The sequence below is a fragment of the uncultured Oscillibacter sp. genome (assembly GCF_950073225.1).
In the GTDB taxonomy this organism is placed as follows: domain Bacteria; phylum Bacillota; class Clostridia; order Oscillospirales; family Oscillospiraceae; genus Oscillibacter.
On sequence record NZ_CATMPS010000013.1, the window covers coordinates 20,933 to 40,013 of the forward strand.

A 19,081-nucleotide genomic window follows, 5' to 3' on the forward strand; every position below is an offset into this window, starting at 1 on the left:
GCGGAGCGCCGGACGCGTATGCGTCCGGCGCTCTTTTATGCACCGCTTACAGGTTCGCCTTGATTTTCGCGATGATCGCGTCGTATTCCGGCTGGGTGAGGAAGACCTTCTCCGGGTTCATGGCGAAGGTGGAGGCCCACTCGGCCTGGTCCTTGTACTTGGGGACCAGGTGGAAGTGCATGTGGCCGCTGGTGTCCCCATAGGACCCGTAGTTGATCTTGTCCGGGTGGAAGGCGGCGTGGAGGGCTTTGGCCACCCGGTTCACGTCGGCGAAGAAGGCGCTGCGCTCCTCGCCGGTGAGCTCTGTCATGTCGCCGGCGTGCTCCTTGTAGGCCACGATGCAGCGGCCGGGGTGGCTCTGCTCCTTAAAGAGGACCAGAACGCTGGCCTCCAGGTCACAGACGTAGATGCCGAAGCCGTCCAGCAGCTCCTGTTTCCGGGTGCAGTATCCGCAGTTTTGGTCTTTCATGAGGGGATCGATCCTTTCTGTTTGGATTGTCCCACTATTATAGCACGCCGGGACGGCGCTTGGTAGTGGTGATTTTAAGGAAACGCTGATTTAATCCCCCGAAATGATAGAAGATGTATCTGCTGCAATGCTGGTTCAGCTTATCCGATGAGGGAGCAGAGGACGCAATTTATGACAGCTATGCCATGCGCAGATTTATAGGGTTTCAGACAATGCCATTGACTGGGAGCGGTATATTGAAAACCGAAAATCTGCCGTACGCTGCAAGGCGGAGCATCCCTGCAGGATTGTGAAGAACTTTTTCGGTTTTCGGAAGACCGTTTGCCGGGGTCTGAGAAAAAATCTTAACCGATTACACGTTCTCTTCGCCAGCGCAAATTTGTACATGCTTGCCAGGGCGGGCGGTTCCCTATGCCCCGCCTAAGGTTTTTGCGCCCTTCGACCGGGCTGGGACTGGAAAAGCAAGGAATTTATTCCCCGAATATGGTCCTTTATTGGTCGTTTCCACTGCCTTCGTCTGTTTGCCTGGCTTTTACTTGCTTTAATCAGTGCTTCCCTTGAACTCCTTGCAGACCGTGAAATGGGCCGGGTGTCCGCAAAAAAGGGCCTCTGCCGGTATAGACAGAGGCCCTAAAAATATCATGATTTACCTTGCATTTCAGGATTTGCGGGTGTACAATGAGAACACGAGATGAACAAAGGCAGGACGCGGGGTGTTAGCAGCACCCCACGCCCCTATGCGGGAGCTACACCTCCCACACAACAGTATAACTGCGCCAGCCTCATTATACCGGACTTTTCATGAATTTACAAGGCCGGGTTTGGGGTTTGTGTCTGATATGCGGTGTGGGATTTTATATCTCGCACCGCTTTTGTTTGTCTCAGCGGCCCCGCGCAAACCCGAGGGGGACGGGAGAACCCCGCCCCCACGGGCCGGACCGCTGAGCGGCAGCAAATATGATATGAGGAGAGCGGTACTGATGAAAAGACTATGTTCCTTGGTTTTGGCTCTGGCGCTGTGCCTGGGCCTCTGCGTCCCGGCGGGGGCGGCGGAGTTTTCCGACGTGCCCGGCGCCCACACCTTCCATGACGCGGTTGTCTGGTGTTCGGGCCAGAGCATCGTCAACGGCTATGAGGACAACACGTTCCGCCCCGCCAACACCGTCAGCCGGTCCAATTTCACCGTCATGCTGTCCCGCGCGTTTTTCGCGGCTGATATCGAAAAGTACAAAAATCCCATATATATCTCCAGCGGAACCTTCTGGGCCAACTATCAGGCCATGATGGCGAACCAGGCGCTGAACAACACCAGCTTTGCGGACGACACGGATAATGTTCAGGAAATGAGCCGCAGTATCTCCCGGTACGACATGGCCCAGCTCATCACCAATATTATGACCAGGCAGGGCTTCCCGGCAAGCAGCTCTGACAAGTCTGCGGCCATTGCCAAAATCACGGACTACAATAATATTCCCAGCCAGTACCGGGATGCGGTCGCCAACGTGTATGCTCTGGGCATTATTACCGGCTACTCTGACGGCTCTTTCAGCGGTGAAGTTACGATGAACCGCGGACAGGCCGCTGTTGTAATCTACCGCATGATGCAGTATTCCGGAAACTCCGGCGGGAATATCACCAATCCTGACCCCGAGACTCCCGCAGAGCCTGAGACTCCCAGCAAGCCTAGCCAGCCCGACCAAACTGGAAAGACTCTGACCAACGGCAAGCCCGTAACCGAAGCCAACATCTTGGAACTCCTGTCTGAACTTCAGGCTAAGTATCCTGAACACACCAGCTTTGTAAACGGGTATCGTGACGGAATCAAAAGCTACGATGTTCTCAAAGTCACGAACACCTATGATAGAGCCAAAGGCGGAAAAACCAGCACATCTGCCGGCTGCGGCGGTTGGGCAGCTCTCGTCAGTGACTATATCTTCGGTCAGACCGGTTTTCCCGCCCGCAAGATTGCGACGGCCGATGCCCGTCCTGGCGACATCGGTATTTCAGTGGATAGCAATGGTAAGCTCACACATGTCTTCATCGTTACAAGCCGCGCTCAGCATAATGATGAATGCCAATGGACAGAATTCGATGGCACAGACAGCAACACTACTGGTCCAAACAACACATATGAAATTGTATGGGACATTGGACATTGCGATTGGGACAATCCCCAACCCGGCGATTATACCGTTGACGTCTGGACACGCTATCCCAACTAAAAACGTCCGAAAAGCGGCCTTGCCGAAAAAGATAGTCTTCCCCCAGCACAGAGAGAAGCCGGCGTCAAGGGCCGAAAAAATTTCCGCATCACTATCCAGAGTACCCCCAGGCCCGGGACGATATTATGATGAACCGGAAAGCGGGCTTTTCCATGCGGGGCGTGGGAGGACCGGGAGCAAAAGGAGGCGTCACCCCTCCGGCGTCTGAGAATATGAAAAACGGCCCATGGAGCTGGTTCCATGGGCCGTTTTATTGAAAAAAGGATACGAAATGTCCATTTTCCCCTTGACAGAGAAAAATGGACGTGGTAAAATAAAGCACTTATCGACAGCGGGTGGAAAATCCCCCGCTTCATACCTTAATCGGAGTATAGCACATTTCCCAGAAGAATGCAAGAGCGGGGCGAAAGGTTTTTAACAACGGAGCCCGGCGTGTCCCTATCCCCGCCGCCGGTGGCGGCAGAAAGGTGAATGTGAAGATGGCCAAAGACAAGTATTACGGAAAGACCCTTCGCAAAAACTTCGCCCGGTATGAGGAAGTCGTCTCCATGCCGAACCTCCTGGAGATTCAGAAGACCTCCTATCAGGAGTTCCTGGATACCGGCCTCCGGGAGGTCTTCGCCGACGTGGGCGCGATCAGCGACTACCAGGGCAACCTGGAGCTGACCTTCATCGACTACAAGATGGATGAAAAGCCCAAGTACGATGTGGAGGAGTGCAAAGCCCGGGACGCCAACTATGCCGCCCCCCTCAAGGTCAAGGTCCGCCTGCGGAACAAGGAGACCGAGGAGATCAAAGAACAGGAGATTTTCATGGGGGACTTCCCCCTGATGACCCAGTCCGGCACGTTCATCGTCAACGGCGCGGAGCGGGTCGTAGTCTCCCAGATTGTCCGGTCCCCCGGCGTGTACTACGGACACGAGGTGGACATCAAGACCGACCTGCCCATCCTCACCTCCCAGGTCATCCCCCAGCGGGGCGCCTGGCTGGAGTATGAGACCGACGCCAACGAGCTCTTCTGGGTCCGCATCGACAAGAACCGGAAGATCCCCGTCACCTGCCTCATCCGGGCCCTGGGCCATGAGGCGGGCTATGAGAACCTGAAAACCGACCAGGGCATTTTGGACCGCTTCGGGGACGATCCCCGCATCGTGGCCACCTTAGAGAAGGACCCCTGCAAGAGCTATGAGGACGCCATGCTGGACATCTACCGCCGCCTGCGTCCCGGAGAGCCCCCCACGGTGGAGGCCAGCGAGACCTTGGTCACGGGGCTGTTCTTTGACCCCCGGCGCTACGACCTTTCTGTGGTGGGCCGGTATAAGTTCAATAAGAAGCTTTCGCTGTGGCAGCGGGTCACCGGGCGGAAGCTGGTTTACCCCGTGGCGGACCCCGCCACCGGCGAGATTCTCTTTGACGAGGGCTGCCTCCTGTCCAAGGAGGACGCCCGCCTGCTGGACGCCGCGGGCGTCTGCGACGTGACGATCGACGTGGACGGCACGCCCCTCCGGGTAATCTCCAACGGCATGTGCGACATGAGCCGCTACGTGGATTTCGACCCCTGGGAGACCTGCAAGATCAAAGAGCGGGTCCGCTTCGGCGTCCTCCAGGAGCTGCTGAGCCAGTACAGCGGGGAGGAGCTCATTGACCAGATCATTCTCCACAAGGATCAGCTGGTACCCAAGCACATCATTGTGGACGACATCCTGACCTCCATCAACTATATGAACGGCCTGGCCCGGGGCGTCTCCGTCAAGGACGACATCGACCACCTGGGCAACCGCCGCCTGCGCTGCGTGGGCGAGCTGCTTCAAAACCAGTTCCGCATCGGCTTCAGCCGGATGGAGCGGGTCATCCGGGAGCGCATGACCATCCAGGACATGGATATCGTCACGCCCCAGAGCCTTATCAACATCCGCCCTGTCACGGCGGCCATCAAGGAGTTCTTCGGCTCCAGCCCCTTAAGCCAGTTCATGGACCAGACGAACCCCCTGGCGGAGCTGACCCACAAGCGCCGCCTCTCCGCCCTGGGCCCCGGCGGCCTCTCCCGTGAGCGGGCCAACATGGAGGTCCGGGACGTGCACTACAGCCACTATGGCCGCATGTGCCCCATCGAGACGCCCGAAGGTCCCAACATCGGCCTGATCTCGTATCTGGCCACCTACGCCCGCATCAACGAGTACGGCTTCATAGAGGCCCCCTACCGGGCGGTGGATAAGGAGAGCGGAAAAGTCTCCGAGGAAATCACCTATATGACCGCCGACGAGGAGGACAACTTCATCGTCGGCCAGGCCGCGGAGCCGGTGGATGAAAACGGCTGCCTGGTCAACGCCCGTATCACCGGGCGGCACCGGGACGAGATCGTGGACGTGGACCGGGAGATGGTGGACTACATTGACGTAAGCCCCCGGATGATGGTCTCCATCGCCACCGCCATGATCCCCTTCCTCCCCAACGACGACGCCAACCGGGCCCTGATGGGCGCCAACATGCAGCGTCAGGCGGTGCCCCTGCTGCGGCCCCATGCCCCCATCGTGGGCACCGGCATGGAGCACAAAATCTGCATTGACTCCGAAATCGTGGTTCTGGCGGAGGGCGACGGCGTGGTCACGGACCTGGACGCCCGCCATGTCACCGTGCAGTACGACAGCACCGAGAGCAACCCCGCCCCCATCCGGGGAGAGAAGAAAACCTATAAGCTCATTAAGTTCCTCCGTTCCAACCACACGACCTGCATCAACCAGCGCCCCATTGTGGAGGTTGGCGAGCGGGTCCATGGCCGGGGGATTGGCCCCGACGGCCAGATGATGGACCCCACCGTCCTGGCGGACGGCCCCGCCACCGAGCAGGGCGAGATCGCCCTGGGCCAAAACATCCTGGTGGGCTTCATGACCTGGGAGGGCTACAACTACGAGGATGCCGTCCTGCTGAACGAGCGCCTGGTCCGGGAGGACCTCTATACCTCCATCCACATTGAGGAGTTCGAGATCGACGCCCGGGACACCAAGCTGGGCCCCGAGGAGATCACCCGGGACATCCCCAACGTGGGCGAGGACGCCATGAAGGACCTGGACGAAAACGGCATCATCCGCGTGGGCGCGGAGGTCAAGGCCGGGGACATCCTGGTGGGCAAGGTCACCCCCAAGGGCGAGACGGACCTCACCGCCGAGGAGCGCCTCCTCCGGGCCATTTTCGGCGAGAAGGCCCGGGAAGTCCGGGATACCTCCTTGAAAGTCCCCCACGGCGAGAGCGGCATTGTGCTGGACACCAAGGTCTTCACCCGGGAGGGCGGCGACGAGCTGGGGCCCGGCGTGAACATGGTGGTCCGGGTCTATATCGCCCAGCGCCGGAAGATCCAGGTGGGCGACAAGATGGCCGGACGCCACGGCAACAAGGGCGTTGTCTCCCGGGTCCTGCCCCAGGAGGATATGCCCTTCCTGCCCAACGGCACGCCTCTGGACATCGTACTGAACCCCCTGGGCGTGCCCAGCCGTATGAACATCGGCCAGGTGCTGGAGGTTCACTTGGGCTACGCCGCTCACGCCTTGGGCTGCAAGGTGGCAACCCCCATTTTCGACGGCGCCCGGGAGGAGGATATCCGGGCCATGCTGGCCGAGGCGGGACTGTTCCGCACGGTGGAGACCAGCGAAATGCTGTCCACCGACGGAAGCAAGCAGTATTACCTGTCCGAGGAAGACGGCCGCCGCCCCGTGACGGCGGAGGAGCTGGCGGACGCCGGAGCCCTGGCCGCCTGGAAGACGGAGGGCCGCCTCCTGGTGGCCGACGGCAAGAGCGTCCTCTATGACGGACGCACCGGCGAGCGGTTTGACAACCCCGTCACGGTGGGCTACGTCTACTTCCTCAAGCTCCACCACCTGGTGGACGATAAGATTCACGCCCGTTCCACCGGCCCCTACTCCCTGGTCACCCAGCAGCCCCTGGGCGGCAAGGCCCAGTTCGGCGGCCAGCGCTTCGGCGAGATGGAGGTCTGGGCCCTGGAGGCCTACGGCGCGGCCTACACCCTCCAGGAAATTCTGACGGTCAAGTCCGACGACGTGACGGGCCGTGTCCGCACCTACGAGGCCATCGTCAAGGGCCACAACGTGCCCCAGCCCGGCGTGCCCGAGTCCTTCAAGGTCCTGGTCAAGGAGCTCCAGTCCCTGTGCCTGGACATCCAGGTCCTGGACGCCCAGGGGAATCCCATCGAGCTGCGGGAGGACGAGGACGCCATGGACACCTTCAACCTGGCCCGGATGGACGCCGACGACGAGCGCAGCCGCAGCGCCTATACCGAGGACATGGCGGCGGAGTTCCAGGATTCCGGCTTTGATATCGAGGACGCCCCCGAGGACGCCGGGGCGGACATCGACGCCGATTTTGACGACGGCGAGGACGACGAATGATGCGTTCGTTGAATATTCCGGCAGTACCGGAGCAATGAAGGAGGAACGCGCAAGATGACCGACAACAAAACCGGCGGCAATATCGCCTTCGATACCATAAAAATCGGCATGGCCTCTCCGGAGCAGATTCGCGCCTGGTCCTACGGCGAGGTGAAAAAACCCGAGACCATCAACTACCGCACCTTGAAGCCCGAGCGGGACGGCCTCTTCTGCGAGCGCATTTTCGGGCCCACCAAGGACTGGGAATGCCACTGCGGCAAGTATAAAAAGATCCGCTACAAGGGCAAAATCTGTGACCGCTGCGGCGTGGAGGTCACCCGGGCCAAGGTCCGCCGGGAGCGGATGGGCCACATCGAGCTGGCCACCCCTGTCAGCCATATCTGGTATTTCAAGGGCATCCCCTCCCGGATGGGATTGCTGCTGGACATCAGCCCCCGGATTCTGGAGAAGGTGCTGTATTTCGCCAACTATATCGTCACGGACCCCGGCGAGACGCCCCTGAGCCGCAACCAGATCCTCTCCGAGAAGGAGTACCGGGACTACCGGGAGAAGTACGAGGACGACTTCCAGGCCGGCATGGGCGCGGAGGCCGTGAAGCAGCTGCTCCAGGACGTGGACCTGGATCAGCTCTCCCAGCAGCTCCACGCGGAGCTTAAGGGTTCCTCCGGCCAGAAAAAGGCCCGCATCGTCAAGCGCCTGGAGGTGGTGGACGCCTTCCGCCTCTCCGGGAACAAGCCGGAGTGGATGATCATCGACGTGCTGCCCGTCATCCCCCCGGAGATCCGGCCCATGGTCCAGCTGGACGGCGGACGGTTCGCAACCAGCGACCTCAACGACCTGTACCGCCGGGTCATTAACCGGAACAACCGCCTCAAGCGGCTTATCCAGCTCAACGCCCCGGATATCATCGTCCGCAACGAGAAGCGGATGCTCCAGGAGGCGGTGGACGCCCTCATCGACAACGGCCGCCGGGGCCGGGCCGTCACCGGCGCCAACAACCGGGCCCTCAAGTCCCTCAGCGATCTGCTCAAGGGCAAGCAGGGCCGCTTCCGCCAGAACCTGCTGGGCAAGCGGGTGGACTACTCCGGGCGGTCGGTCATCGTCGTCGGCCCCGAGCTGAAAATCTACCAGTGCGGCGTGCCCAAGGAGATGGCTGTGGAGCTGTTCCGTCCCTTCATCATGAAAAAGCTGGTGGAGGACGGCACCGCCAACAACATCAAATCCGCCAAAAAGATGGTGGATAAAGGGGTCACCGAGGTCTGGGACGCCCTGGACGTTATCATCAAAGACCACCCCGTCATGCTGAACCGGGCGCCTACCCTCCACCGCCTGGGCATCCAGGCCTTCGAGCCGGTGCTGGTGGATGGCCGGGCCCTCAAGCTCCACCCCCTGAACTGCACGGCCTTCAACGCCGACTTCGACGGCGACCAGATGGCCATTCATGTGCCCCTCTCCGCCGAGGCCCAGGCCGAGGCCCGCATCCTGATGCTCTCCGCCAACAACCTCCTGCGTCCCCAGGACGGCGGCCCCGTCACCGTGCCCACCCAGGACATGGTGCTGGGCAGCTACTACCTGACCATGGACCGGATGGGCAGCGCCGAGAAGGGCGCGGCGGAGGTCTGGTGCGTGGACGCGGGAGACACGAACCTCACCGCCGGGGGCCCGGTGAACGCCGACGAGTTCCTGGCCGCCAACGAGGCCATCGACGCGGAAAACAAAGCCGCCCGGAAGGCCGGCGCGCCGGAGAAGCGGAAGGCCTCCTATAAGCCCCTGCGGATTTACGCCAACGAAAACGAGGCCCTCATGGCCTATAACGAGGGTGTTATCGGCCCCCACTGCCCCATCCTGGTCCGCCGGACCTGTACCGTGGACGGCACGGAGTATACCCGGGTCGTGGAGATTACCCCGGGCCGCATCATCTTCAACCACAACATCCCCCAAGACCTGGGGATGGTGGACCGGAGCGATCCCGCCCATGTCTGCGACTATGAGGTCACCGAGACCTGCGGCAAAAAGCAGCTGGGAAAAATCGTAGATAAAACCATCAACAAGCATGGCTTCACCATGGCCGCCGAGGTGCTGGACGCGATTAAGGCCACGGGCTACAAATACTCCACCCAGGCCGCCATTACCGTCTCCATTGCCGACATGACCATCCCGCCCAAGAAGTACGAGATGGTCCGGGATACGGAGCAGAAGGTCCTGGACATCGAAACCCAGTACAAGATGGGCTTCATGACGGACCAGGAGCGCTACCGCAACGTGGTTCAGGAGTGGGAGAAGACCACCGAGGACGTGTCCGACGCCCTTCAGAAGAACCTGGACCGCTACAACCCCATCTTCATGATGGCGGACTCCGGCGCCCGAGGCTCCATGAAGCAGATCCGCCAGCTGGCGGGCATGCGGGGCCTGATTGCCAACACCGCCGGACGGACCATCGAAATCCCCATCAAGGCCAACTACCGGGAGGGCCTGACGGCCCTGGAGTACTTCATCTCCAGCCGCGGCGCCCGGAAGGGCCTGGCGGACACCGCCCTGCGGACCGCCGACTCCGGCTACCTGACCCGCCGCATGGTGGACGTCTCCCAGGAGGTTATCATCCGGGAGGAGGACTGCCATGTGACCCACGGCATCAAGGTCTCCGAAATCAGCGAGAACGGGCAGGTGATTGAGAAGCTGTCCGACCGCCTCCGGGGCCGCTTCCTGGTGGGCGACGTGGTGGACGCGGACACCGGCGAGGTTCTGCTGAGCAACGACAAAATGATGGACGGAAGCGAGGATAAGCTGCTGGAGTCCCGGAAGTGGGTCCAGGAGAACGTCCGCCCCGGGGACCGCTGCGAGTTCGACCCCGCCGGCGACCCGGACAAGAAGCCCACCGTCATGATCCGCACTGTCCTGACCTGCAAGGCCCCCAGCGGCGTGTGCGCCAAGTGCTACGGCATGAACCTGGCCACCTCCAAGCCCGTGGGCCCCGGCGAGGCCGTCGGCATCATCGCCGCCCAGTCCATCGGCGAGCCGGGCACCCAGCTGACCATGCGTACCTTCCACACCGGCGGCCTGGCCGGCGGGGACATCACCCAGGGCCTTCCCCGTGTCGAGGAGCTTTTCGAGGCCCGGAAACCCAAGCGGATGGCCACCCTGGCGGAAATCGGCGGCACGGTCAAGTTCGAGGAGGCCACCAAGGGCAGCCTCTTGAACATCATCATCACCGCCCCCGACGGGGACACCCGGACCTACGCCGTGCCCCACACGGGCCTCCAGGTGAGGGACGGGGACGTCATCGAGGTGGGCCGCCAGCTGACCTACGGCGCCCTGAACCCCCACGACGTGCTCCGCATCCGGGGCGCGGACGCGGTGTACAACTACCTCATTCAGGAGGTCCTGCGGGTGTACCGCCAGCAGGGCGTGGACATCAACGATAAACACATTGAGGTCATTGTCCGCCAGATGATGCGGAAGGTCCGCCTGGAGGACGCGGGGGACACGAACCTGCTGGACGGCTCCATGGTGGACGTTCTGGAGCTGGAGAACGCCAACGAGGACATCCAGCGCCGGAACGCCGCCGGGGAGACCCAGGAAAACGGCGAGCCCCTGCGCCCCGCCGTGGGCACCCAGCTCCTCATGGGCATCACCAAAGCGTCTCTGGCCACGGATTCTTTCCTCTCCGCCGCCTCCTTCCAGGAGACCACGAAGGTGCTGACAGAGGCCGCCATCAAGGGCAAGAGCGACCGCCTGGCGGGCTTGAAGGAAAACGTCATCATCGGCAAGCTCATCCCCGCCGGCACGGGCCTGACGGCCTATCACAACGCCGCCGAGGAGATTCTTCCCGAGGCGGAGGAGCCGGTTCCCAAGGAGGAGCCCGCTTCCGAGCCCATCATCCTGGGGAACGCCGTCAGCCAGGCGGCGGAAACCGCCCCCCTGTCTATGAGCTGAGAAGTTGTGTAGACGAAAAAGCGCCGGGACCCTGCGGGGTCCCGGCGTTTCTATATGGAAAGGCTCAGCCCTTCAAGATATCCGTGTTCCGGTACTGAATGGCCTCCGCCAGGTGGGCGGCGCCAATGTCCGCCTCTCCGTCCAAATCCGCGATGGTCCGGGCCACCCGGAGAATCCGGTCATGGGACCGGGCCGTCAGGCCCATGCGCTGAAAGGCGTTTTTCATCAGCTTCTCCCCGGTCTCGTCCAGGCGGCAGAAGGCCCCCAGCTGCGCCGGGGCGATCTGGGCGTTGCAGGCCGCGCCGGACCCTGCCAGGCGATCCGCCTGAATGGCCCGGGCCGCGTCCACCCTGGCCTTCACCTCCGCCGAGGACTCCGGGGTCTCCCGGCGGCGCATGGCCTCGTACTCCACCGAGGGCACCGTTACGTGGAGGTCGATCCGGTCCAGCAGGGGGCCGGAGATCTTCTCCACATACCGCTCCCGGTCCCGCTGGGAGCAGGTGCACCGCCGGTCCGGGTGCCCCCGCCAGCCGCAGCGGCAGGGGTTCATGGCGCAGATGAGCTGGAACCGGGCGGGGAGGCGCAGGGTGCCCCCGGCCCGGGAGATGGTGACCTCCCCGTCCTCCAGGGGCTGGCGGAGAATCTCCAGGGCGTCCCGGCGGAACTCCGGCAGCTCGTCCAGGAAGAGGACCCCGTTGTGGGCCAGGGAGATTTCCCCGGGCCGCATGGCGGGCCCGCCGCCGGTGAGGGCGGAGGCGGAGACGGTGTGATGGGGGCTGCGGAAGGGACGGCGGGTCAGCAGGGGGTGCGCCGGGTCCGCCAGCCCCGCCACGGACCACACGCCGGAGGCCGCCAGGGCCTCCTCCCGGCTCATGTCCGGCAGGATGGAGGGCAGGCGTTTTGCCAGCATGGATTTCCCCGCCCCGGGAGAGCCGATCATCAAAAGGTTGTGCCCCCCGGCGGCGGCGATTTCCAGGGCCCGCTTCACGTTCTCCTGGCCCATCACATCCCGGAGGTCCAAGAGGCCCGCCTCGTCCTCTCCCGGCGTCCAGGCCGGGGCGGGGGAGAGGGGCTTTTCTCCCCGGAGGTGGGCCGTCAGGGACGCCACATCCTCCACGCCGTAGACCGTCAGCCCCCCGGCAAGCGTCGCCTCGGCGGCGTTGCCCGCCGGGACGAAGAGCTGCCGCACCCCCGCCCGCTCCGCCGCCAGGGCCATGGGGAGAACCCCCGCCACGCTCCGCAGGGTCCCGGACAGGGACAGCTCCCCCACAAATGCCGCGTCCGCCGGGGGCTCCGGCAAGTCGCCGTTTGCCGCCAGGAGGCCCACGAAGATGGGCAGGTCGTAGAGGGTCCCCGCCTTCTTCTGCCCCGCCGGGGCCAGGTTTACGGTGATGCGGCTGACGGGGAACTTGGCCCCGCAGTTCTTCACCGCCGCCCGGACCCGCTCCCGGGCCTCCCGCACGGCGGCGTCCGGCAGGCCCACCACGTCGAAGGCGGGGAGCCCGCCGGAGAGAAAGCACTCGGCGCTGACCTCGTAGCCGGAGACGCCGTTTAAGCCAAGGGAACGCACCGTGACCACCATAAGACTTACCTCCCGCAAGCGGAGCGGCGGAGCGCCGCTGTGTTTCTGTGGGATCATGATACCACAGATTGGGGGAAATGGAAAGCGGAGAATGAGGAGGACGGGAATTTTCCGCTGGGAGAACGGGAGAAATTGTGGTGATGTTAAGTGAAGTTGACAAAATTCCAACAGAAGTTGGTTGCGGAACGTTTTGAAACGCGAGATGCTGGTCCCGGCCTGAACGGCCCGTCAATATAAGGAGGACTGCAACATGAATTTCAACGAAAAACTGATTGACCTGCGGAAAAGCAGGGGCTTGTCCCAAGAGGAACTGGGAGCAGAGCTGCATGTATCCCGGCAGACGGTATCCAAATGGGAGTCCGCCCAGTCTTATCCCGACTTCCAGCGATTAGTGCTCCTGAGTGATTACTTCGGCTTGACGCTGGACGCGCTGGTTCGGGATGTGGATGTGCAGGAGGTCCGGGAAAAGAATTGGAACAGCGAAAAGCTGGACTCCATTTACCAGGACGTGAGCAAGGCGAAGCGGATTTTGAAGTGGTGGCTGATTGGCGCGGGGACGGCGGCGGGGATTGTACTGACCCTGCTGGTGAATTTCTTTCTCCACGCGGTATTCGTCTGGTAAGCGGAATCGTTTGCCCGCCAAGAATCCCTGGGAAAATTTGTGCAAAAAATAACAAAGCGGCGGTTTACACCGGGAAACAGCCGTGTTATAATGGAACCGCATGGGGTCCGGCAAGAGAATGCTTCGGTCCCCTGTCTTGGAGAGATTGCCGTCCCCGGGCGGCAAATTTACAGGAGGTAAGTTTATGGCAAGAAAGTTCAAGTCCATGGACGGAAACAACGCGGCGGCATATGTCAGCTACGCGTTTACCGAGGTGGCGGGCATTTACCCCATCACCCCGTCTTCGCCCATGGCAGACTTGGTCGACCAGTGGGCAGCCGCCGGTCAGAAAAACATCTTCGGCACCACCGTGAAGGTCTGCGAGATGCAGTCCGAGGCCGGCGCCTCCGGCACCGTCCACGGCTCCCTGGCCACCGGCGCGATGACCACCACCTACACCGCCTCTCAGGGCCTGCTGCTGATGATCCCCAACATGTACAAGATCGCCGGCGAGCTGCTGCCCTGCGTGTTCCATGTGTCCGCCCGTACCGTGTCCAGCCACGCGCTGAACATCTTCGGCGACCACTCCGACGTCATGGCCTGCCGCCAGACGGGCTTCGCCATGCTCTGCGAGGGCAACGTCCAGGAGGTCATGGACCTGGGCCCCGTGGCCCATCTGGCCTCCATTGAGGGCCGGGTTCCCTTCGTGAACTTCTTCGACGGCTTCCGCACCTCCCACGAGATTCAGAAGGTCGCCGTGTGGGATTACGACGACCTGAAGGAAATGTGCGACATGGACGCCGTGGACGCCTTCCGCAAGCACGCGCTGAACCCCGAGCGGCCCAACATGCGGGGCTCTCATGAAAACGGCGACATCTTCTTCCAGCACCGCGAGGCCTGCAACCCCTATTACGACGCCCTGCCCGACGTCGTCGAAAAGTATATGGGCAAGGTCAACGAGAAGCTGGGCACTGACTACCAGCTCTTCAACTACTACGGCGCTCCCGACGCGGATCGGGTCATCATCGCCATGGGCTCCATCTGCGACGTGGCTGAGGAAGTCATTGACTATATGAACGCCCACGGCGAAAAGGTGGGCCTTATCAAGGTCCGTCTGTACCGCCCCTGGCGCGCCGACAAGCTGATTTCCGCCATCCCCGCCACCTGCAAGAAGATCGCCGTGCTGGACCGCACCAAGGAGCCCGGCTCCCTGGGCGAGCCCCTGTACGTGGACGTGGTGGCCTCTCTCGCCAACGCGGGCCGGACGGACATCACCGTCATCGGCGGCCGCTACGGCCTGGGCAGCAAGGACACCCCGCCCCGCAGCGTCTTCGCCGTCTATGAGGAGCTGACTAAGGCCGAGCCCAAGCGTCAGTTCACCATCGGCATCGTGGACGACGTGACCCACCTGAGCCTGGAGGAGAAGCCCGCCCCCAACACCGCGGCGGAGGGCACCATCGAGTGCAAATTCTGGGGTCTCGGCGGCGACGGAACCGTGGGCGCCAACAAAAACTCCATCAAGATCATCGGCGACCACACGGACAAATACGTCCAGGCCTACTTCCAGTACGACTCCAAGAAAACCGGCGGCGTCACCGTCAGCCACCTGCGCTTCGGCGATCAGCCCATCCGTGCTCCTTATTATATCAACAAGGCCGACTTCGTGGCCTGCCATGTGCCCGCCTATATCGTCAAGGCCTTCCCCATGGTCCGGGACGTGAAGCCCGGCGGCACCTTCCTGATCAACTGCCAGTGGAGCGACGAGGAAGTCAACAAGCACATGCCCGCCGTGGCGAAACGGTATATCGCCCAAAATAACATCCAGGTCTATACCATCAACGCCATCGACCTGGCGAAAGAAATCGGCATGGGCAAGCGGACCAACACGATTCTTCAGTCCGCCTTCTTCTCCCTGGCGAAGGTCATGCCCGAGGCCGAGGCCATCCAGTATATGAAGGACGCCGCCACCCACTCCTACCTGAAAAAGGGCCAGGACGTGGTGGATATGAACCACAAGGCCATCGACGCCGGAGCCACGGCCTATAAGAAGTTCGAGGTTCCCGCCGACTGGGCCGACGCCCAGGATACCCCCGACACCACCACCCTGACCGGCAAGCCGGAGCTGGTAGAGCAGGTCAAGACCATCCTGAACCCCGTGGGCAAGATGGACGGCGACAGCCTCCCCGTCTCCGCCTTCGTCAAGCACGCCGACGGCCAGTTTGAGCTGGGCGCCGCCGCCTATGAAAAGCGCGGCGTGGCCGTCTCCGTTCCCACCTGGATGCCCGAGAACTGCATCCAGTGCAACCAGTGCGCCTATGTCTGCCCCCATGCCACCATCCGTCCCTTCGCCATGACGGAGGAGGAAGCCGCCAAGCTCCCTGCCGCCGCCAAGGTCATCGACAAAACCGGAAAGGGCAAGGGCTACAAGTTTACCATCGCCGTGTCTCCGCTGGACTGCATGGGCTGCGGCGTGTGCGTGGGCGTCTGCCCGGGCCGCAAGGGCGAGAAGGCCCTGAAGATGGTGGCCCAGGAGCAGGAGGCCAAGCAGCAGGAGGTCTTCAACTACTGCGTGGCCGAGGTCACCGAGAAGAAGGATCTCCAGGACAACACGGTGCCCGGCAGCCAGTTCCACAAGCCCCTCCTCGAGTTCTCCGGCTCCTGCGCCGGCTGCGCCGAGACCAGCTATGCCCGTCTCGTCACCCAGCTCTTCGGTGACCGGATGTATATCTCCAACGCCACCGGCTGCTCCTCCATCTGGGGCGGTCCTGCGGCTACCTCTCCCTACTGCACCAACGCGGACGGCCACGGCCCCGCCTGGTCCAACTCCCTGTTCGAGGACAACGCCGAGCACGGCCTGGGCATGTATCTGGGCCAGAAGGCCATCCGCGACAGCCTGAAGGCCAAGACCGAGGCCCTCATTGCCGTGGAGTACACCTATCAGCCCCTAAAGGACGCCGCCCAGAAGTGGCTGGACACCATGGAGGACGGCAAGGCCAACGCGGAAGCCACCAAGGAATATGTGAAGCTCCTGGAAGAGAGCGTCATGACCGTGGACGATATCGTGGCCTTCACCGGAAGCCCCGAGGCTGCCAAGGTCTTCGGCGACCAGCTGCCCCAGTTCCAGGCCCACGCCAAGGAGCTCAAGGACAGCGGCGCGAAGCACTGTGACTGTGACGCCTGCAAGCTCTGCCTGGAGATTCTCAAGGACAAGGAGTACCTCTCCAAGAAGTCCCTGTGGATCTTCGGCGGCGACGGCTGGGCCTATGACATCGGCTTTGGCGGCGTGGACCACGTCCTGGCCTCCGGCAACGATGTGAACATCTTCGTCTTCGACACCGAGGTCTACTCCAACACCGGCGGCCAGGCCTCCAAGGCCTCCAACATCGGCCAGGTGGCCCAGTTCGCCGCGGCTGGCAAGGAGATCAAGAAAAAGTCCCTGGCGGAAATCGCCATGAGCTACGGCTATATCTACGTGGCCCAGGTGGCCATGGGCGCCAACCCCGCCCAGACCCTCAAGGCCATCCAGGAGGCCGAGGCCTATCCCGGCCCGTCCCTGATCATCGCCTATTCTCCCTGCGAGATGCACAGCATCAAGGGCGGCATGATGAACTGCCAGGCGGAAATGAAGAAGGCCGTGGAGTGCGGCTACTGGAACCTGTTCCGCTTCAACCCCGCCGCCGAAGGCGCCAAGTTCACCCTGGATTCCAAGGAGCCCGCCGGCGGGTATCAGGAGTTCCTGATGAACGAGGCCCGTTACAGCCGCCTGACCCGCGAGTTCCCCGACCGGGCCAGCGAGCTGTTCCAGCGCAACGAGAAGGCGGCCATGGACCGCTATCAGCACCTGCTGAAGCTGAAGGAAATGTACGCCTGAGGCGTCGCAAAGTCCGCTAAGCTCCGTTCCCGCCGCCGGCCTGCGGCCTCTGGCGAGAACTGCGCCCGCTCCCTTGCTCCGCCTCTTTTCAAGGGGGAGCAGGCTCCCCCTTGAGCAACCCCCACCCCCTGCGGGGGGACGGGAGACGGGCGTCGGTAGAATTTTCAACAAGAGAGGACCACGGGCTTTGCCCGTGGTCCTCTTTCTTTGGGGGCTGTCCAGGTTGGGCCGTTTTCCGCCTCTGTTCTCAAGCGGTCAGGGCTTTCAGAGCCTCCGCCAGCTTCTCTCCCTGGCTCCGGGTGAGCCCTCCGGTGAAGTCCGCGTCCGCCGGAAGCAGCCCCAGGTCCCAGGCCCGGGTCACCGCGTCCTGGCTTCCGCCCAGCGCCGCCGGGACGGGGCCCATCCGCTTTGCCGCCGGGTCCGGTTTCAGGTCCAGCGCCTCCGCCGTCCGGCCCAGGAATACGGCGGCTTCTTTCCAGGTCAGGGGCCTGGAGGCGGAGAAGGTTCCCTCCGCGCCGCCCTTGGCGATGCCCTGCTCCTTGGCCCAGGCCATGGCAGGGAGGTACCATTCAATGCCGAAGCTGTCTTTGAAAGGAAGCTCCTCCCCGATTTCCACATCCGGGCTTCCCGCCGCCTCATAAAGCTGGCCGATGAACCGTCCCCGGGTCAGGGGCGCGTTGTCGTGGACGGCGGGGACCAGCTTCTGATCCGGGGCGGCAAGGCACCAGTCCGCCAGGGTGTCCTTGCCCTTCAGCGTGTCCTCCAGGGTTTGGTACACCAAAACGTCCGGCTCCAGGGCCACCACGCCCCTTCCCGCCGCCGCGTCCAGCAGAGTGTTCAAATCCAGGTACTTGCTGGAGAGCTGGCCCCGGACTTTGGAATTCGGCAGGGAGAAGGTCTGTACCGCGCCGAAGTGGCAGACGCTGCCCCCGGCGGGCTCTCCGGCCAGCACGCCGCCCATCTCCTGAATTTCCACGGCGTTGATGAGGGCGGAGGAGAAAGTGGCCTCCCCGATGAGGCCCACCAGCTTCGCCCCGCCGTCCATGGACTCCCGCAGGACCTCAAACAGGGGCCAGATCACCCCGTCGGACCCGCCGCCGTTGTTCCGCAGATCCAGAAGAACCCGGCTGTAGTCCCCCGCTTTCAAATCCTTTGCCACCAGGGCGGCGAAGTCCTCCATGGGAAGGTCCTCCGCCTCCTGGCAGGTGTTGTACTGAATGTAGTACGCGTCTTCCGTCAGAGGCTTGGCGAAGTAGTAGGCGTCCGCCGCCGCCGTCTCCGGCTGGCCCTTGATTTTGTCGGAGATGCGCACGACCTCCAGCTTGTTCATCTCCTCCATGCCGACAGGCGCCAGGCTGAGGGCCTTCCCGCCTTTCAGCGTGACGGTCAGGGGCTTCCCGGCCTCTACAAGGCCCAGGTATTCATAAATGTCCGCCACGTTGCAGGCCTGCCGGAAGGACCGGCGGAGGTGCACCGGGTTGTCGGAGGCAAACAGGGTTCCGTAAGCCTCGATGACCTCCTCCACCGGCTTTCCCGCCAGAAGCGTGACCTCCTGGCACAGCAGGTCCTTGTCCTCCAGGGCCGCGGCGGAGAGATACCAGCTCTCCCCCCGCCGGACCAGGGAGAAGGGATAGCCCCGGAAATCCGCCAGGCCTCCCAAGGATACGCTGGTGTGGGAATCCCCCACCAGGGCCGTCAGGCGCATCAGGTCCAGCAGAAACTCCGTATCCGTCTCCGCCGCCAGCCGCTCCTCGATCTCTGCCTTCACCTCTAAAAATTCCGCCTCCGGCGTGTTAGCGAAGGCGTCCGGGTGGTGCTCCACCAGGACCGTCTCATAGAGAAAGTCCAGGTCCTCCTGCCGCTGCCCGGCGCTCAGCGGCTCCGCCGCCAGGGCCGGGACCACCAGCAGCGCCGCGAGGCACAGCCCCGCGGCCCGCCAAAGAAGATTGCTCCAAGGTTTCATAAAAATCGCCCTCCATTTCACTAGTTCAATAATACAATGA

The 19,081-nt window shown here is 62.7% G+C and carries 8 protein-coding genes and 1 pseudogene; 6 read left to right on the forward strand and 3 right to left on the reverse strand.

Annotated elements, in window-relative coordinates:
* Positions 1-46 precede the first annotated feature (46 nt).
* Complete coding sequence (locus tag Q1M04_RS08300; protein ID WP_204789865.1) at positions 47-469, reverse strand: HIT family protein; 423 nt, start codon at positions 467-469, stop codon at positions 47-49.
* A 110-nt stretch (positions 470-579) separates the two neighbouring features.
* Here Q1M04_RS08300 and Q1M04_RS08305 point away from each other — a divergent pair.
* The 4 genes and pseudogenes from Q1M04_RS08305 to rpoC all read left to right on the forward strand — a co-directional run.
* A pseudogene (locus tag Q1M04_RS08305) lies at positions 580-672 on the forward strand (transposase); the annotation flags it as partial.
* 777 nt (positions 673-1,449) lie between these two features.
* Positions 1,450-2,691 carry an S-layer homology domain-containing protein gene (locus tag Q1M04_RS08310; RefSeq protein WP_297998631.1) on the forward strand — a complete coding sequence of 414 codons (1,242 nt, stop codon included), beginning with the start codon at positions 1,450-1,452 and terminating at the stop codon, positions 2,689-2,691.
* A 479-nt stretch (positions 2,692-3,170) separates the two neighbouring features.
* A complete protein-coding gene (rpoB, locus tag Q1M04_RS08315) occupies positions 3,171-7,091 on the forward strand; it encodes a DNA-directed RNA polymerase subunit beta (protein ID WP_297998629.1) in 3,921 nt (1,306 codons plus the stop codon).
* A 54-nt stretch (positions 7,092-7,145) separates the two neighbouring features.
* On the forward strand, positions 7,146-11,024 hold the full coding sequence (rpoC, locus tag Q1M04_RS08320) for a DNA-directed RNA polymerase subunit beta' (protein WP_297294451.1): 3,879 nt from the start codon (positions 7,146-7,148) through the stop codon (positions 11,022-11,024).
* Positions 11,025-11,088: 64 nt separating this feature from the next.
* Here rpoC and Q1M04_RS08325 read toward each other — a convergent pair whose 3' ends face one another.
* Positions 11,089-12,606 (reverse strand): YifB family Mg chelatase-like AAA ATPase, encoded by a 1,518-nt coding sequence (locus tag Q1M04_RS08325; RefSeq protein ID WP_297998626.1) that lies wholly within the window; start codon positions 12,604-12,606, stop codon positions 11,089-11,091.
* 250 nt (positions 12,607-12,856) lie between these two features.
* Between Q1M04_RS08325 and Q1M04_RS08330 the strand changes: the two genes are divergently transcribed.
* Complete coding sequence (locus Q1M04_RS08330; protein WP_293281223.1) at positions 12,857-13,228, forward strand: helix-turn-helix domain-containing protein; 372 nt, start codon at positions 12,857-12,859, stop codon at positions 13,226-13,228.
* Between the two features lie 184 nt (positions 13,229-13,412).
* On the forward strand, positions 13,413-17,078 hold the full coding sequence (gene nifJ, locus Q1M04_RS08335; RefSeq protein ID WP_297998624.1) for a pyruvate:ferredoxin (flavodoxin) oxidoreductase: 3,666 nt from the start codon (positions 13,413-13,415) through the stop codon (positions 17,076-17,078).
* Between the two features lie 247 nt (positions 17,079-17,325).
* Here nifJ and Q1M04_RS08340 read toward each other — a convergent pair whose 3' ends face one another.
* The gene (locus Q1M04_RS08340; protein ID WP_297998622.1) at positions 17,326-19,041 is read right to left on the reverse strand and encodes an S-layer homology domain-containing protein; all 1,716 of its coding nucleotides are present in this window, start codon (positions 19,039-19,041) and stop codon (positions 17,326-17,328) included.
* Positions 19,042-19,081 lie beyond the last annotated feature (40 nt).

Coding starts and splice junctions, on each gene's coding strand:
- Q1M04_RS08300 (WP_204789865.1), bottom strand. CDS start 469: ATGAAAGACCAAAACTGCGGATACTGCACCCGGAAACAGGAGCTGCTG.
- Q1M04_RS08310 (WP_297998631.1), top strand. CDS start 1,450: ATGAAAAGACTATGTTCCTTGGTTTTGGCTCTGGCGCTGTGCCTGGGC.
- rpoB (WP_297998629.1), top strand. CDS start 3,171: ATGGCCAAAGACAAGTATTACGGAAAGACCCTTCGCAAAAACTTCGCC.
- rpoC (WP_297294451.1), top strand. CDS start 7,146: ATGACCGACAACAAAACCGGCGGCAATATCGCCTTCGATACCATAAAA.
- Q1M04_RS08325 (WP_297998626.1), bottom strand. CDS start 12,606: ATGGTGGTCACGGTGCGTTCCCTTGGCTTAAACGGCGTCTCCGGCTAC.
- Q1M04_RS08330 (WP_293281223.1), top strand. CDS start 12,857: ATGAATTTCAACGAAAAACTGATTGACCTGCGGAAAAGCAGGGGCTTG.
- nifJ (WP_297998624.1), top strand. CDS start 13,413: ATGGCAAGAAAGTTCAAGTCCATGGACGGAAACAACGCGGCGGCATAT.
- Q1M04_RS08340 (WP_297998622.1), bottom strand. CDS start 19,041: ATGAAACCTTGGAGCAATCTTCTTTGGCGGGCCGCGGGGCTGTGCCTC.